Raw genomic sequence first — 16,304 nt, forward strand, 5'->3', positions numbered from 1 at the left:
TTGTATAAATCTTAAATTTACATAAAAAAAACTAGTCATATGACTAGTTTTTATAAATTATAATATCATTGCTCCTATTAATCCAAATATCAATAGTGGTATATTATAATGCAAAAATGTAGGAACACAAGTATCCCAAATATGATCATGCTGTTTATCTACATTAAGACCTGCTGTAGGTCCTAGTGTGCTGTCTGATGCTGGCGACCCTGCATCTCCCAAAGCTCCAGCAACTCCTATTAATAAAATTATAGCTGGAATACTAAATCCTAAACTAATACCTAATGGACAATAAATAGCTGCTATTATCGGTAAAGTTCCAAATGAACTTCCTATTCCCATAGTTACTAATAGTCCTACTAAAAGCATAATTAAAGCTCCTATGAACTTGCTATTTCCAACTATTCCAGACACAGATGCTACTAACGTCTCCACTTGCCCTGTTTCTCTAAGAACACTTGCATACCCTGCTGCTACAAGCATTATAAATGCTATAAGGCCCATCATTTTTATTCCCCCATCAACTAACTCATCTATTTCACTAAATTTAATAGCTTTAGTAACAAATAATACTATTATAGCGCATAACCCTCCAAGTGGTAGTGATCCAGTTAGAATTTGAACTACAAATGCAGTTATAGCCCCTAAAAGTGCACACCAGTGTTTAGTTGTCATTTTTTCGTCAATTTGATTTTCTTCTAACCCTTCAATTTTCACATCTTTATAATCTCTAGGTTTTCTATATGTTATAAATACAGCTACTAGCAAACCTAAAATCATACCAATTGCAGGTATCCACATTACGCCTGTAACCATATTAGTAGTTGTATCTATTCCATTGGCTATCATTTGATCTCTTATAATGTTTTGGAAAATCAATCCAAAGCCAACTGGTATTGCAATGTACGGTGTTTTAAGACCAAATGTTAGTGCACATGCAACTGCCCTTCTATCAATTTTTAATTTATTCATAAGTGATAATAATGATGGTATTAATATTGGTATAAATGCTATATGAACTGGAATAAGATTTTGAGAAAAACATGATATGAATGCTATTAATAAGATTAGTGTAATTTTTTTGTCCTTAACTACCTGAGATATTTTTTTTGCTAGAATTGATGCTAGTCCTGTTTTACTTACAGCTACAGCCAAGGCTCCTAGTAATATGTAACTTAAGGCAGTTTCTGCATTTCCACCCATTCCACCTACTAAAGTAGTCATGGTGTCACTTAAAGACATCCCAGAAAAAACCCCAGCAACTATGGCTGCTACAATAATTGATAAAAAAACATTAAACTTAAACAAACAAAGTACAATCATCACAGCAATAGAAATTACTACTGGATTAAAAAACTCCATATAAAAATCCCCCTTTATTAAGTTAAAATCTTTTATATATTAAAATTTTTCAGAATTTAACCTTTGAAATAATTATATGCTAATTTGTTATGTTTTTGTTAAGTTTTTGTAAACAAAAAAATTTCTTAAGATTACATATATTTTAAAATTATTTTAATTATTGACAAAAAAAATTCTCTCATACGAGAGAATTTTTTTTAGACAATCTATAATTATAATATAGTTATGTTTTCTGCTTGAGGACCTCTAGCACCTTCAACTATATTAAAGCTTACTTTTTGACCTTCTTCTAAAGTTTTGAATCCGTCTCTTTGTATAGCTGAGAAATGAGCGAATACATCATCTCCACCTTCTACAGATATGAATCCAAATCCTTTTTCACTATTAAACCATTTTACTATTCCATTAGTCATTGAAATGTTCTCCTAAATACCTACATGAAGTTTTTAACTCCATTTATTTAAATCAGTAATTCTTTAATCACTGTACTACTTATTATACCACTTATTTTAAAAATGTATACACTTTTTTTAAATTTTTTTTAATTTCTATAATTTAAAAGTTTTATATTTATACTATCTGATATACATTGATCTTCTCCTATATTGTCAAAGAACTCTTGTATATCCTCATATTCTGTATCTTCATTAATAACTAATTTATACTCACTATCATCTTCAAATCCAAAAACTATAGCATTGCTTTCTTCACAAAACCATAAAAGATCTTCTGTTATATGGCAAAGACCTACAAAATCAACTTTGTGAGCTTCTCCTTGTTGTCTAAATTCAAATTTTAATTCTGTTATATCAATCATATTTCCTCCTGATGCTAGCCCTAGCGTCTAAATATATATTTAATTTTTTCTTAATATAATATATCAATAATAACTAAATACTTCAATTATTATTTCATATTAATTAGTGACAAGAATCACATGGATCAAGTTTCCCCGACTCTTTTATCGTTCCTGAAAGTATGTTTTTGCTTCTACTCAAAGTTGTACATTTACTAGTTGTGTGATATGACTTACCATTTGGCGTCCAATATACTTTTTCTTCTTTTAAACTATTGCTATTTATATTTCCTGGGTTATTATTTGAATACCCCTTATCACTTCCACTTTTATAACTACCTTTTGCACAATCAATTTTTAATCCATCTCCAGTAGATATAGCAACTATATTCCCACACTCATCACTTCGATGTACTTCAATATTTTCTTGTTTCAACTTCTCCATGGTTTCTTTATGTGGATGTCCATATTTATTATCCTTACCTACCATTATAACTGCATATTCTGGGGATACCTTATCTAAAAAAGATTTTGTTGTACTGCTATGAGAACCGTGATGCCCAACTTTTAATAAATCTACATCTTCAGTATTTATTTTTGATTCTATTTCAGATTCCGCATCTCCCATTAATAATATTTTATCATTCCCATTTATATATTCAAGAACTATAGAATTGTTATTTGGATCGTCTGTATTTGCAACTGATAAAACTTTAAACTTTGACGTTCCTAAATCAAACTCGCTATTTAACAAAGGTACACTAGGATATATTCCTTTGTTTGCAATAGCTTCTATAAAATCTCTATATGTTTTTGTATTTGCATCTCCATTACTTACATAAACATTTTTTACTGGTATTGAGTTTATAACTGCATCAAGTCCTCCAATATGATCTGCATGAGGATGTGTAGCAAATACATATTCAAGTTCTTTTATTCCTGATTTTTTCAGATATTCTACAACTCTTCCTTCATCATCATTATCTCCACCATCTATAAGTGCTGATTTGTCTCCTTGTTTTATAAGTATAGCATCACTATTTCCAGTATCTATAAAGTGTATTTCCGATTGTGATTTATTATCTGATTCATAAGACTTTACCTGTGTTTCATTTTTAACTTCCTTTAAATTCTCACTTTGACACCCTGATGTAAATATAATTGCAATAAATAAAACAATAAATATTGCTACTTTTTGTATTTTTTTATACCTTTTCATACATTCTCCTTTTTTTATAATCTTTACTGTATAATATTGTAACATATAGATTATGGGTAACAATATAAATTAAATTTACCTCAATAAACGCAACTGTTGATTAATTACAAAAAAAAGCATATAGTTATCAACTACATGCTTTCACTTTCTATTTATTTTTTTTAATTCACACTTTAATATATTTAATATATCTTTCAAAATTAAATATATTGGGACAATAATCAAAATAATCATATAATTATAATTTATAGCTCTTTTTATATTTAATCTGGATAAATTAAAAAAAGCTCTAGTCATTCCACATCCAAAACATTTTATTTCAAATAAGTTATACCATAAACAAAAACTTCTACTTTCTATATAGCTAATTGGAATTAAGTATATTATTGCAATTATAAAAATGTATACTAAAAGTCTAATTATTTTACCATTGAAGTGGTTCGCCATTCTCATCTGTTATTTTATCTATTATTATAAAAATCAAATCAACAATTACCCAAATCCCACTAATTATAGTAGTTATTCCACACGTTACAATCCCGCCTAAAGTTAATGCTAGTAAAATAAATCCTTCAGTATTATCTCCTACATAGAACCTGTGTATTCCCATAGTTCCAAATAATATACATAAAATTACAGCCATTAATTTACTCTTTGTTCCTTTTATATTGGCTACTGAAAATCTTTTTTTGAGTTCTACTCCACAGTGAACACATATGTCTGCCTTTTCATCAGTTTCTTTCCCACATGCATAACAATATGAATTCCCTCCACCCCTTTTTACTCCACATTTAGTACAAATAGATGACTCATAATCCATTTCATTTGCACAGTTTCTACAATATATTTTTCGATTAATACAATCCTTAATTTTAGGTATATAAGGCTTATTCAATTCATTTCCACAACTTATACAAAACTTTGAATCTTCATTTACTTCATTTCCACAAAATTTACAAAATTTATTTCCTTTGCCTATAGAAACTCCACAATCTACACATATACTAGCATTTTCTTTTAGTTCATTTCCACAGTTCTTACAATACAATAATAATCCCCCCCTAATATTTAAGCTTTAAAACTTCTATATTATATTGATTACTATCATATTATATTCTTGTAATAAAATCTTTTTTATAGACAATGCATAAATTCTTTCGCATCTTTTCCTTTTATCGTATAACTTTCTCCCTTTGAACAAAATATAGAATTCGACGTATATTCAGCATCTCTATCTTTGTCATATTCTTTGTTGAGAATTACTTCACTTTCATTATGACATACATCATATCCATCAAATATAAATACAATACTTCCACTACCTTTGCTAAAACTAATGATTTCTATCGGATAATCCATTAACTTGGCAACAGGCCCTCTACCTTCTATTGTACAAATATCGTCACTTATTATAGGGTTATTAAATTCGCCATTCATTTTTTGTATATCTGAAATTACCCTACCTATATATTCATGACCTACTTCTATTTTAAATTTATAAAAAGGCTCTAATATTTCATTTTCAACTTGTTCTAGACCTTGCCTTAATGCTCTTAAAGTAGCTTGTCTAAAGTCACCTCCACTAGTATGTTTGTTATGAGCTCTTCCAGTAATCAAAGTAACTTCAATATCTGTTATAGGATAACCACCTAAAACTCCATTATGTTCTTTTTCAAATATATGTGTTTTAACTAGGTTTTGATGCCCTTGATTTAAATTATCTGGATGTGCAATGCTTTTAAAGTTAATTCCACTATTTCGCATTCCAGGTTCTATAATTAATTGTACTTCAGCATAATGACCTAATGGCTCGAAATGCCCATATCCTATTGTTTTTTCTTTTACAGTTTCTTTATATAATATTTCACTTTTCCCAAAATCAATATTTAAACCAAATCTACTTTTTAAAATTTCCTTTAAAACCTCTAATTGAATTTCCCCCATTATATTTACTTGTATTTGTTTTAAACTTTCATTCCATACTATATTCAAAGAAGGTTCTTCATTCTGTAAAATTTGGAAAATACTCAAAACTTCTTTTACATTTAAACTTTTATCAAACATAACTTTTGAAGTTAATGTAGGTACCATATCTAATTCACAATCGACTTCATAAAAATCACTTGAAAAATTTTTATACAAAGCAGCTCCTGGATTTGCATTGCTTAAACCCTCAACTCCAAAAATTTGACCTGCTTCAACTTCATTAATACTTTCAAACTTATTAGAATTATATATTCTAATGCTATTAATTTTTTCAGTATGTATATCACCATCTACAATATATGAAATTTCATCTTTTACTTTCATTTTACCTCTAATAGCTTTTACATACGTTATTCTCTTTCTACTCTCATCATACTTTACTTTATAAACTTTCCCTATAAAATCTTCATCATTTTTGTATTCCGTATAAGTTAATAAATCAAGCTTTTCTAAAAATTCCTGTATTCCTATATCATGAAGGGCAGAACCTCTCAATATAGGGTATATCTCACACTTTTTTATTTTTTCTTTCAACTTATATATCCATATTTTTTCATCATAATCATTATTTAAATATCTTTCAATTAGTTCTTCATCACTTTCAGCTATAAATTCAATTAACTCTTCACTTAATGTTATATCGCTTCCGTCTATCTTTAATTTATCACTTAAATCCACAGCATTTTCAGTTAGTTTTGATTTAATATCGCTTAATAAAAGTTCTGCATCAATACCACTTCTATCAATTTTATTTATAAATAAAAAAATAGGAACTCTATGTTTTTTTAATAGCCTAAATACAGTTTTAGTGTGTACTTGAACTTTTTCTACAGCACTTATTATTACAACTGCATAATCCATTATCCTTATAGACCTTTCCATCTCTGGTGAAAAATCTATATGACCTGGAGTATCTATCAAATTATAACTTGATCCATTAAAATAAAATTTTCCTTGTTCAGAAAATATAGTTATACCTCTTTGTTTTTCTATTTCATGATTATCTAAAAAAGTGTTTTTATCATCTACTCTTCCTCTATTTTTAATTGATTTTGTGTGATATAAAACTTGCTCACAAAATGTAGTTTTACCTGCATCTACATGAGCTACTACTCCTATAGTTTTTTTCATTTATTCCTCCTAAGAACAATAATTTTTATATTAAAGTAAAAAAGGCTCTTCAAAAATATTTTTATAACTATTTTGAAGTAGCCTTTTTAAATAAATTATTTTATTTTTGATGAAATACATTTACCTCCGCATTCTAAACAAATACAATCAGGTTCTTTATTCTGTGTAATTTGTATAGATACAGATCTACATTTATCACATTTTAATTTATAAACGCTACCACTTTTTAAAAGTGGATCAACTAAGCTTTCTTGATTTTCACTCATTTTACCCCAACTCCCAAAATATATTTTACTTTTCTAACTATAGCATATTTCTATATATCTCTCTATAAGAAAACAAACATATATTTTAAAAATCATCTACAATTATTATTTATTGCTTGTTATTGTTAAAATTATCTATTAATTTCATTATCTGGTTTTACATCCTCTGGATTACGTTGTTCTACATAGACTTTTACATCCGGTTGACCAGTTCTTGCTTTAAACCATTTTTCAATATTCTCTGTATTATTTGCTAAGTTTTCATCACTGCTATATAGCTCAAGTGCAGGAATTTCTTTAGATTTATCTTTTTCTCCAATTAAATATCCTACATATACTTCATTTACTTGAGGATATATAGCCTTTAACTCTTTTGCAATTTCACTTGTACCCATTTCAGATTCCTTAATTTGTTTTTCTACTTCATTTTTATTTTTAGACTGGTCATCTATTATAAAATCACTACTTTTATTTTTAATTTCATTTATGTATTTATCAATATCTGAAATTTTACTTTCATCTTGCTTTACAACTAATTTTTTATTTTCAAATCCATAATTACTTAAACTTTGTTGTAATTCTTTTAAATGCTTACTAGAGATTCTTTCCCCTACTACAACTAATGTAATCGTATCATTTTTTTCGCTTATTTTTTTACTTACAACATATTGATTGCCTAATTCTTCTCTTATAAATTTATCTAAATTACTTTCATCTAGAGTTTCTTTTATCATACTAACAGCAGAGAACATACTTGGTATTATAACAATTATTGATGCTATAATTATAAATTTTTTAACTTTTCTTTCTTTTGTATCACATATGTTTATTCTTGTTGGAATATTCAATGCTTTTGTAACTATTACAGTGGCTATTGTTATAAAAAATCCATTTATAAAAAACAAATACCCTGCTCCAAAAAACATTCCATATTGTTTTGTAGCTAGCCCATATCCAGCTGTACAAAGTGGCGGCATAAGGGCAGTTGCTATTGCAACTCCAGGTATAACATTGCTAGCTTTATTACGAGTTATACCTATCATACCTGCTATCCCCCCCACAAAAGCTATTATAACATCCCAAATAGTAGGACTAGTTCTTGATAATATTTCACTTCCGGCTGTTATTATTGGCGTAATTGAAAAATAAAGTGTAGATGTTACTATACTTATTACAATTGAAATTATTAAAATTTTGAAAGCTTCTCTTAAAAGCTTCACATTATATGTACCTACACCATATCCTATTCCTATAATTGAACCCATTAATGGAGATATTAACATTGCCCCTATAATAACTGCAGTCGCATTCATATTTAGTCCAACAGATGCTATTATTATTGCACAAATTAAGATTATAAAATTTGCTCCATGAACATTCATTCCCTCTAATATATTTTCATGTATTTCTTCATGAGTAGCTTGATTTCTTGTAAATTCATATATGAATTTCTCTTTATTTATTTTCATTTATTTGCCTCCTACAAAGTATATATATAATTATGTCACTTAACCTCGTTTTTAATTTACTACAATAGGAAAATTTATACAAGTTTATGCATTAATGTTGTAATTTTTAGTAAATAGTTATATAAATAAAAAACCTTGTTAATACTAGTAGTCGGAGGTAATTTAATGGAAGAATTTATAAATTTTTTAGATAGTAATTTATACCTTAACGGTTTTAAAATGATTGAACTAAGTGGTAATAAAATTCTTATATTTAAATCTTTTAGTAAGTATTCTAAATGTATTTATATAGATATTGTCGATGATATAATACAAGTAAAAATAGATAAAATTTTCGATGTCTATGGATTTTACAATGGAATTGAACGTTTAATGATTCCTAAAAATTATTTTAACGATATGAAAAGTTCATTAAACTATATTCAAAAAAATTGCAGATAAAAAAGACCTCTAAATTAAGAGGTCTTTTTCTTTATTATTATAATATTATAATTCCTTATTTTAAACATGCTATACCTAAAACACTAGGTCCTGAGTGGCATGAAACACAAGCTCCTATTCTGAAAGGATATACATTTCTTGGCTCTAACTCTTCTTTTACTTTTTCCATAAATTTCTTATGTTCGTTTACATCATCACCATATCCAACATAGACATCTTTGTCTGAGAAATCTTCACCAATTTCTGATCTAAGTTGTTCTATTAATGAAGGTATTATTTTCTTGCTACCTCTTACTTGAGTCTTTTGCTTAACTAAACCATCTTCTATTTTTAATATTGGTTTTATATTAAGTAAAGTTCCTATAGCAGCTTTAGTTCCTGATATTCTTCCACCTTTTTGTAAGTAGTCTAATGAATCAACAGAGAAAAATACATTTACCTTTTCCTTTTCTTCTTCTAATTTATTCATTATTTGTTCTATATCATATCCTTCAGTTGCCATTTTAGCAGCTTCACCTATTAAAATTCCACCGCCTATAGAAAGTCCATATGTATCAAATATATAAACCTCTCCCTCAATATCATTTTTAGCTATCATAGCTGATTGATATGTTCCAGATGCAGCAGATGAACCCGCTAAGTATAAAACTTTCTTACCTTCATTTATGTACTTTTCAAAAGTTTCTTTAAATGTAGCATATGTAATTTGAGATGTAGATGGTATATTCTCACTACTTCTTAGTAATTTGTAAAATTCATCTTCACCTATGTCTACTCCTGCTTTATACTCTTTTCCTTCAAATATTATAGTTGTTGGCAGTACCTCTATATCATATTTTTTCATTATATTCTCGGGTACATCATTCATTGTATCACATAGTATTTTTATATTACTCATTATATAAACTCCCTTTGTAAAAAGTAACTTAATTTCATTCTAAAATAATTATACATGTATATGAGTTTAATATCAAACTTTATTAATGTTTTAATATGTATTATTTTAAACTATTAACTTACTAAATTAACATAAATTATAAAAAACTTCTAGACTTTTTGATTTTAAAAAGTCTAGAAGTTTTAAATAAATATTTAAATTATTATTTTAAACATATTTTAATAAATTTTTTCTTTCCTACTTGCACTATCATAGTATCATTTATGTTTATATTCTTTATATCATCTAGTTTCTCATTATTAACTTTAACCCCGCCTTGTGTTATAAGTCTTCTAACTTCACTTTTACTGCTTACTAATTTACTTTTAACTAACTCATCTATCAAATCAAATTCAGATTTTAATACTTCTATAGTTTTTATATCATTAGGTATTTGACCTTTTTGGAAAACTTCTTTAAATCTATTTTCAGCCTCAATAGCTTTTTCTTCTTCATGGTATAGTTTAACTATTTCTTTAGCTAGGTTCATTTTTATATCTCTAGGATTTACTCTATTTTCTTCTAGGTCTAACTTAATCTTATCTACTATATCAGGATGAATGTCTGTTACTAATTCAAAGTATTTTATTATAAGTTCATCAGGTATAGTCATAGCTTTTTCATACATTATATTAGCTTGTTCATCTATTCCAATGTAATTTCCTAAACTTTTACTCATTTTATCTTTACCATCTAATCCTTCAAGTAGTGGCATAAATATAGTTACTTGAGGTTCTTGATTAAATTCTTTTTGTAACGATCTTCCCATTAATACATTAAATCTTTGATCAGTTCCTCCTAATTCTATATCCGCTTTTATCTCAACTGAATCAAATCCTTGCATTAGAGGGTAGAAAAATTCATGTAGAGATATTGGAGTTTGACTTTCATATCTTTTTTTAAAGTCTTCTCTTTCAAGCATTCTAGCTACTGTAGTAGTAGCGGCTAAACTTATAGCTTCCTCAAAACTTAACTTTGATAACCACTTACTATTAAAAACAATTTCTGTTTTTTCTTTATCTAGCACTTTTAAAATTTGTTCTTCATACGTCTTAGCATTTTCTAATACTTGCTCTGTACTAAGAGCCTTTCTAGCCTTAGATTTTCCTGTAGGATCTCCTATTTTACCTGTAAAATCTCCTATAATTATAATTACTTTATGACCTAGGTCCTGTAACTGTTTCATCTTTCTCAGTACAACAGTGTGTCCTAAGTGTATATCCGGTGCACTAGGGTCTAATCCTAGTTTAACCACCATAGGTTTATTTTCTTTTTGAGATTTTTCTAATTTATTTTTAAGGTCTTCTATTCCTATTATTTCATCTACACCTTTAGATATTATTCTTATTTGTTCATCTATGCTTTTCATAATTAATCCTCCTTAAAATTTTATATAAATTAATTTTTAAGGATGGGAGCTTAAATATTATACGGCGCCAATACAATAAAAAAACTCCCGTCCTTATAAAAAGGACGAGAGTATTACTCACGTGTTACCACCTTAATTCATCATTATCTCGCAATAATGACCTCTTCAAGTACGCCAACTTATTGGGATACTCTAGCACTATAACGTGTGCAAAATCCGGCAACTGCCTACTGGTTGTTATCTTTCGGAGTGCAGCTCAGAGATGTATTCAAGCTAAATTATCTTTTGCCCCTCTCACCAACCGGGTACTCTCTGTAAAGATTATATTAACCTTACTCTTTCTCGTCAAAGCTTTTTTTATAATTACTTATTTTTATAATATGACTTTTTAATATATTTTGTCAATACTTTTTAAAAATATTCATAATTATTGAAATTTATAAATTTAATAATCATCATACTTATCCCAGTCTTCTTCTTGTTTCTCTTTTTTTCTTTCTATAACCTTTAGGATAAGTAATATTATACTTCCAACTATGATAGATACATATGCACATATGACTATCATTCCTATAAAATATAACAATTTATTTGTCTTCCTCTATAACTACAGCAGTTCCATAAGCCAGCATCTCTGCTGCTCCTTGCATAACTGCTGCTGATGTTAATCTAAATCCTATTATAGCATTAGCTCCTTTGTTTTCTGCATCTTCAACCATTCTTCCTATAGCTACTTTTCTAGCTTCTTCTAGCATTTCATCATATCCTTTTAACTCACCACCAACTATTTGCTTAAAACTTGCTCCAATATCTTTTCCTATATGTTTTGCCCTTATTGTACTTCCTTTAACTAATCCAACAACTTCTATAATTTTTTTCCCTGGAACATTTTCAATTGTTAATACCTGCATATCAATACCTCCTTTTAGTTACCACTAACTTATATATATTATATTTTTTACTTCATACATTAATTCTAGCATATTATGGAAACGTCAATATTTATAATGTTTTTTTATAAAACAGAGCTACTCCATTTCGAAGTAGCTCTAATCTATTATTTACTAATTTCCTTTTCTTCTTTTTAATTTAGATTTTCTTTTCTGAGTTCTTTAACTAATGCAATGCATGCTAATATCATTATAAATATAAATGGAAATGCAGCAATTAGAGATGAAGTCTGAAGTGCATTTAGACCTCCCGTTAATAAAAGTACTACCGCTAAAAACGATTGTAACAGACCTAACATTATTTTTTTTCTGTTACTTGGATTTAAATCTCCCTGTGATGTAAACATTCCTAAAACAAATGTGGCTGAATTTGCTGATGTTATAAAGAATGTAATTAGAAGTATTATTGTTATAATAGATATTATAAACCCAAAGTTATAATTACTAAGTACTGAAAAAAATGCAGTAGATACATCTGATGCTATATTTTCAATTGCTGGAAGTCCTAATCCTTTTCCAAAAGATAGATTAATTCCTAGGTTCCCAAATATTGCAAAGAATATAAAAGATGCAATTGCTGGAGCTCCCATAACCCCAACTATAAATTCTCTTATAGTTCTTCCTTTAGAAATCCTTGCTATAAAAGTTCCAACAAAAGGAGCCCAAGCTATCCACCATGCCCAATAAAATACCGTCCACTTATTTGTCCAAGTATTGTCTGCATATGCGCCTATTGCTAAACTATCTGATAATATATTTTGGGCATAGCTTCCTAGTGAATTTGTAAAACTATTTATTATTTCTAATGTAGGCCCTACTAAAAAGGCTGCAGAAGTTACTATAAGCGCTAGTATTAAATTTAAGTCGGATACTTTTTTTATTCCTTTGTCTACACCAGACACAGCTGTAGCTATAAATACAAAAGTTGTTATAGCAATTATAATTATTTGAGTAATAGCGTTATTAGGCACATTAAACAGATAACTAAGTCCACTATTTATTTGCATAGTTCCAAGTCCTAAAGATGTGGCTATACCTGCTATAGTTGCAAATACAGCAAGCACATCTATTGTTATTCCTATCCATCCATTTATCTTTTTTCCTATTACAGGTTCTAATATTGAACTTATCAACCCTGATTTTCCTTTCCTAAACTGAAAGTACGCAAGAGACAATCCAATTATACTGTACCCTGCCCAAGGGTGTATTCCCCAATGAAGAAATGATGATTTTATTGCAAAATCAGCAGCTTCTATGCTTCCAGGTGCTATGTTGCCTTTTGGTGAAACAAAATGAGATAATGGTTCTGCTACTCCCCAAAATATTAGACCAATACCCATTCCAGCTCCAAATAGCATTGCAAACCATGAGGAAGTTGAGTACTCTGGTTTAGAATCATCTGGTCCTAATTTTATATTTCCATATTTGCTTAAAGCTAACCATATTGCAAATATTACAAACAATAGCATTGATATTAAATATAACCACCCAAACTTATTCGTTAAAAAACTTAACGTTTCATCCGCAGCCTTTGAAAAGCTTGCACTTGATAATACTGCCCATAAACACATAGGCAATACTATCAATAATGAAATATAAAATACTCTATTATCATCTTTTTTAACTGTATTCTTCATATTTATCCTCCTAATTTTTATTTTTTATGTTGATAAATATTAGTTTTTGAATACAGTTTGTTCTTCTATATCTATAGTTAACGCTTTTAATGCTGTACCTACCATCTTATATCTTAGTTTAAATTGTTCAGCTTTAGATTTTGAAGGATCTCCAAGAGGATATGGTATTGATATTGTAGGTACTATTCTATTTGATCCTACAGTTTTTGCAACAGGTATTAAATTGCACATTTGGACAATTGGAAAACCTGCTTTTTCAAATTCTTTTACCATCGTTGCTCCACAACGAGTACAAGTACCTCATGTAGAAACCATTATGATAGCATCAACTTTAGCTTCTTGTAGATAAGGAATTATTTCATTTGCCATCTTTGCAGCTTCTGCTTGAGTAGTACCAGTCCCAACTGTTGAATAAAAGTATTCATGCAATTTACCTATTACGCCTTCCTTTTCATAAGTTTTAAGAGCATCTATAGGTGTTATTACATCTGGATCATCATCAGCTACAGTTGGATCAAATCCTGCATGTATTGTTTTATAAACGCCACTTTTCAAATCATCAGTGCTTGATATATCATATCTTCCCCATCTAGTAGCTGATGCTGATTGTATTTTATCTGGATTATCAACAGGCACTATTCCACCCGTATTTACTAATGCTATTGTTGCTTTACTTAATTCTTTAATAGCTGGAGCTATTGCCACTTTATCTATTTTAGGTATAGGTAGCTCTGTTTCATAACTTTCATTATTTAATTTCTTTATAATCATTTCAACAGATCTATCAGCTGCCATTTTTTCATCTTCAATCCAAACTTGATGTCTATTTCCTCTTCCGAAATAACCTTCTGTTTGTGAATCTAATATAGTTTCATTTCTTAATATTTTGTTAGATATCTTTGCCATATCAGCTAAATCATGTCTCATTTTACCAGCACTATTTCCGCCCTTTAAAATGTACATATATTTTTTAAACATATCAACCCCTGGATTTTCTTCATGCATTGAAGTAACTACAGGTTTATTTAGTTTCTCTTTTACCGCTTTACATATTTGTCCACATGCAACTCCATATCTTCCTGCTTGAAATGCTGGCCCAGCTATGAATATATCAAAGTCTTTATCTTTTAAAAATTCAATTATAACTGCTACTGCTTCATCTGTATTGGATCCCATAAAGTTATCCCCACATATTATAGTATGAGTAACAATAGTATCTTCTAATAGTTTCTCCATCTGAATTGAAGGCCCTATAACCCCTTCTTTTATTTGTGGTTTAAAATCAGCTTTGTCTTCTCCTCCTATTTGCCCGAAAAATTGATTTAGGTATACTATAGCCTTTTTCATATTTTTACCCCCTATTTTTAGAATTCCTTCATTGTTTTAGTTGACCAGCCTAACACTTGGTCTCCACAGAACATAGCATTGTTTTCCATTATAATCGATCCATCCTCTCTTACTGAAGGACCTAGTATTTCATCATCACTCCATCCTCCTGATAATCCATCTCTTGATAATGACTCTAACTCTCCTATAACTTTTTCCATCGGAGGTAAATCGATAAGTTCAGAAACATTTCCACAAGATACTATTGCATCTAGCTTTTCATCTAATGTAACTAAAGGTTGTGAGTTTCCATCTCTTCCCGTGCATTCATTCGTAAGTCCAACTACTTTTACTCCAACATCTTCTAGTGCAACTATACAACCTACAAAATCAGCGTCTGGATTTCCATATCCTTCTTCTGCAACTATTGCTCCATCTGCGCCTAATGTCTTAGCAATTTGCGCTACATATATAGCAGATCGTTCCTTTTGCTCTAATGATACATTTAAGTTAGATAATATAACCCCTAAAAAGTTCAAGCTTTTTCCATGTTCTTTATATAATCTTTTTATTACTGGTGCATTTTGTATATCATAAGTGGACCATTTTGATGAACATGGCATAAAGCTTCCTGATACTACAGCTCCATCTAATATTTCATTCGGATGCATTAATGTTGGCACCAAATGATTTGTGTTCCATCCATAAGTCAAATCATTATATCCATCTTCTTCCATTTGAGATTGTAATTGCATAACAAACACTACACTAGGAAGTCCATTAACTTTTTCACTTCTTTTTGTAATTCCCTCAAGTTCATAAACTTCTACTTCTTCAGGCTCTAATTCTTGTACACACTTTGCTATATATTCAGCTAACTTATGACCTGCAACTCTTAAAGCATCATTTTTCTTTTGCTGCTCATTTTTTTCAAAATCTTCATTTGTGTCAGCAACTAATACTATATTTTTAATTTTAGAGAAGTAAGTATACTTTGCACCTTTTCCTCCCATATCTATTAATCCATCTTGAAATCCTCCCCAATGTTTGCCTACAACTAGTACACTACAATCTTTTAAAGCATGTGTTTTGCCATGACCGCAATTTTCTAAATCACCTGTAAAACCTGGGAATAATGCTCTATTATCTACTTTAACTCTAGGTTCTATTGCTTCTTTTACAGGACATAATCTTATCATTTCTCCAGGGTTTACAATATGTAAATCCGCATCTGTTATTCTTTCATCTTCTTTAATAAAGTTTAAGAGTTCCTCTTTATTTAATCTTAAAATACCATTTTTATAACTTGTCTCATTGCTAAATTCTATACTTTTTACATAAAAGTTACCTATTTCCAATTTCACAATTATTCCCCCTTCTGATTTATTACTTTGATTAAATGATAATATATTTTT

Annotated in this window: 17 protein-coding genes and 1 other annotated feature; of the genes, 1 reads left to right on the forward strand and 16 read right to left on the reverse strand. The window is 29.0% G+C overall.

Annotation, left to right across the window (positions count from 1 at the left end; all coding sequences use genetic code 11):
* Positions 1–57 precede the first annotated feature (57 nt).
* From ACN6I1_RS08565 to ACN6I1_RS08605, 9 genes are all read right to left on the reverse strand, one after another.
* Positions 58–1,362: a Na+/H+ antiporter family protein gene (locus tag ACN6I1_RS08565; RefSeq protein ID WP_148550167.1), complete on the reverse strand. Its 1,305-nt coding sequence runs from the start codon at positions 1,360–1,362 to the stop codon at positions 58–60.
* A 212-nt stretch (positions 1,363–1,574) separates the two neighbouring features.
* Positions 1,575–1,775 carry a cold-shock protein gene (locus ACN6I1_RS08570; RefSeq protein WP_021431086.1) on the reverse strand — a complete coding sequence of 67 codons (201 nt, stop codon included), beginning with the start codon at positions 1,773–1,775 and terminating at the stop codon, positions 1,575–1,577.
* 128 nt (positions 1,776–1,903) lie between these two features.
* Positions 1,904–2,179, reverse strand: coding sequence for a hypothetical protein (locus tag ACN6I1_RS08575; RefSeq protein ID WP_021433338.1), 276 nt, complete (start codon positions 2,177–2,179; stop codon positions 1,904–1,906).
* A 103-nt stretch (positions 2,180–2,282) separates the two neighbouring features.
* Positions 2,283–3,377, reverse strand: coding sequence for a ComEC/Rec2 family competence protein (locus ACN6I1_RS08580; protein WP_419741624.1), 1,095 nt, complete (start codon positions 3,375–3,377; stop codon positions 2,283–2,285).
* A gap of 141 nt (positions 3,378–3,518) precedes the next feature.
* Positions 3,519–3,830 (reverse strand): DUF2752 domain-containing protein, encoded by a 312-nt coding sequence (locus ACN6I1_RS08585; RefSeq protein ID WP_416389366.1) that lies wholly within the window; start codon positions 3,828–3,830, stop codon positions 3,519–3,521.
* On the reverse strand, positions 3,802–4,425 hold the full coding sequence (locus tag ACN6I1_RS08590; protein ID WP_419741625.1) for a double zinc ribbon domain-containing protein: 624 nt from the start codon (positions 4,423–4,425) through the stop codon (positions 3,802–3,804). The genes ACN6I1_RS08585 and ACN6I1_RS08590 overlap by 29 nt, the downstream gene beginning before the upstream one ends.
* A gap of 86 nt (positions 4,426–4,511) precedes the next feature.
* Entirely contained in the window at positions 4,512–6,494 is a 1,983-nt protein-coding gene (locus tag ACN6I1_RS08595) for a GTP-binding protein (protein ID WP_419741626.1), read from the reverse strand.
* A 95-nt stretch (positions 6,495–6,589) separates the two neighbouring features.
* Complete coding sequence (locus tag ACN6I1_RS08600) at positions 6,590–6,760, reverse strand: hypothetical protein (RefSeq protein ID WP_021431092.1); 171 nt, start codon at positions 6,758–6,760, stop codon at positions 6,590–6,592.
* Between the two features lie 131 nt (positions 6,761–6,891).
* On the reverse strand, positions 6,892–8,229 hold the full coding sequence (locus tag ACN6I1_RS08605) for a DUF389 domain-containing protein (protein ID WP_419741627.1): 1,338 nt from the start codon (positions 8,227–8,229) through the stop codon (positions 6,892–6,894).
* A gap of 165 nt (positions 8,230–8,394) precedes the next feature.
* Between ACN6I1_RS08605 and ACN6I1_RS08610 the strand changes: the two genes are divergently transcribed.
* Complete coding sequence (locus ACN6I1_RS08610; RefSeq protein WP_419741628.1) at positions 8,395–8,670, forward strand: hypothetical protein; 276 nt, start codon at positions 8,395–8,397, stop codon at positions 8,668–8,670.
* Between the two features lie 55 nt (positions 8,671–8,725).
* On the opposite strand, the gene ACN6I1_RS08615 is transcribed toward ACN6I1_RS08610, so the two are convergent.
* The 7 genes from ACN6I1_RS08615 to ACN6I1_RS08645 all read right to left on the reverse strand — a co-directional run bounded on the left by ACN6I1_RS08615 (position 8,726) and on the right by ACN6I1_RS08645 (position 16,253).
* Positions 8,726–9,568, reverse strand: a complete 843-nt coding sequence (locus ACN6I1_RS08615) for a DegV family protein (RefSeq protein WP_419741629.1) — start codon at positions 9,566–9,568, stop codon at positions 8,726–8,728.
* A 202-nt stretch (positions 9,569–9,770) separates the two neighbouring features.
* Positions 9,771–10,976 carry a tyrosine--tRNA ligase gene (gene tyrS, locus ACN6I1_RS08620; RefSeq protein ID WP_419741630.1) on the reverse strand — a complete coding sequence of 402 codons (1,206 nt, stop codon included), beginning with the start codon at positions 10,974–10,976 and terminating at the stop codon, positions 9,771–9,773.
* A 97-nt stretch (positions 10,977–11,073) separates the two neighbouring features.
* Positions 11,074–11,334: a binding site (T-box leader), on the reverse strand.
* A gap of 87 nt (positions 11,335–11,421) precedes the next feature.
* Positions 11,422–11,562: a hypothetical protein gene (locus ACN6I1_RS08625; protein ID WP_419741631.1), complete on the reverse strand. Its 141-nt coding sequence runs from the start codon at positions 11,560–11,562 to the stop codon at positions 11,422–11,424.
* 1 nt (position 11,563) lies between these two features.
* Positions 11,564–11,887, reverse strand: coding sequence for a heavy metal-binding domain-containing protein (locus ACN6I1_RS08630; protein WP_419741632.1), 324 nt, complete (start codon positions 11,885–11,887; stop codon positions 11,564–11,566).
* Positions 11,888–12,060: 173 nt separating this feature from the next.
* Positions 12,061–13,563, reverse strand: coding sequence for a glycine betaine uptake BCCT transporter (locus ACN6I1_RS08635; protein ID WP_419741633.1), 1,503 nt, complete (start codon positions 13,561–13,563; stop codon positions 12,061–12,063).
* A 39-nt stretch (positions 13,564–13,602) separates the two neighbouring features.
* The gene (gene grdH / locus ACN6I1_RS08640; protein WP_419741634.1) at positions 13,603–14,910 is read right to left on the reverse strand and encodes a betaine reductase selenoprotein B; all 1,308 of its coding nucleotides are present in this window, start codon (positions 14,908–14,910) and stop codon (positions 13,603–13,605) included.
* Between the two features lie 17 nt (positions 14,911–14,927).
* The gene (locus tag ACN6I1_RS08645; protein WP_419741635.1) at positions 14,928–16,253 is read right to left on the reverse strand and encodes a glycine/sarcosine/betaine reductase component B subunit; all 1,326 of its coding nucleotides are present in this window, start codon (positions 16,251–16,253) and stop codon (positions 14,928–14,930) included.
* Positions 16,254–16,304: the final 51 nt, after the last annotated feature.

It is taken from the genome of Paraclostridium dentum, from assembly GCF_048568265.1.
Lineage (GTDB): Bacteria > Bacillota > Clostridia > Peptostreptococcales > Peptostreptococcaceae > Paraclostridium > Paraclostridium dentum.

Bases quoted from the DNA above. Each gene is read 5' to 3' on its own strand.
- ACN6I1_RS08570 (WP_021431086.1), bottom strand. From the start codon at position 1,775: ATGACTAATGGAATAGTAAAATGGTTTAATAGTGAAAAAGGATTTGGA.
- ACN6I1_RS08565 (WP_148550167.1), bottom strand. From the start codon at position 1,362: ATGGAGTTTTTTAATCCAGTAGTAATTTCTATTGCTGTGATGATTGTA.
- ACN6I1_RS08610 (WP_419741628.1), top strand. From the start codon at position 8,395: ATGGAAGAATTTATAAATTTTTTAGATAGTAATTTATACCTTAACGGT.
- ACN6I1_RS08580 (WP_419741624.1), bottom strand. From the start codon at position 3,377: ATGAAAAGGTATAAAAAAATACAAAAAGTAGCAATATTTATTGTTTTA.
- ACN6I1_RS08575 (WP_021433338.1), bottom strand. From the start codon at position 2,179: ATGATTGATATAACAGAATTAAAATTTGAATTTAGACAACAAGGAGAA.
- ACN6I1_RS08585 (WP_416389366.1), bottom strand. From the start codon at position 3,830: ATGAGAATGGCGAACCACTTCAATGGTAAAATAATTAGACTTTTAGTA.
- ACN6I1_RS08635 (WP_419741633.1), bottom strand. From the start codon at position 13,563: ATGAAGAATACAGTTAAAAAAGATGATAATAGAGTATTTTATATTTCA.
- ACN6I1_RS08630 (WP_419741632.1), bottom strand. From the start codon at position 11,887: ATGCAGGTATTAACAATTGAAAATGTTCCAGGGAAAAAAATTATAGAA.
- ACN6I1_RS08605 (WP_419741627.1), bottom strand. From the start codon at position 8,229: ATGAAAATAAATAAAGAGAAATTCATATATGAATTTACAAGAAATCAA.
- ACN6I1_RS08595 (WP_419741626.1), bottom strand. From the start codon at position 6,494: ATGAAAAAAACTATAGGAGTAGTAGCTCATGTAGATGCAGGTAAAACT.
- ACN6I1_RS08600 (WP_021431092.1), bottom strand. From the start codon at position 6,760: ATGAGTGAAAATCAAGAAAGCTTAGTTGATCCACTTTTAAAAAGTGGT.
- ACN6I1_RS08615 (WP_419741629.1), bottom strand. From the start codon at position 9,568: ATGAGTAATATAAAAATACTATGTGATACAATGAATGATGTACCCGAG.
- tyrS (WP_419741630.1), bottom strand. From the start codon at position 10,976: ATGAAAAGCATAGATGAACAAATAAGAATAATATCTAAAGGTGTAGAT.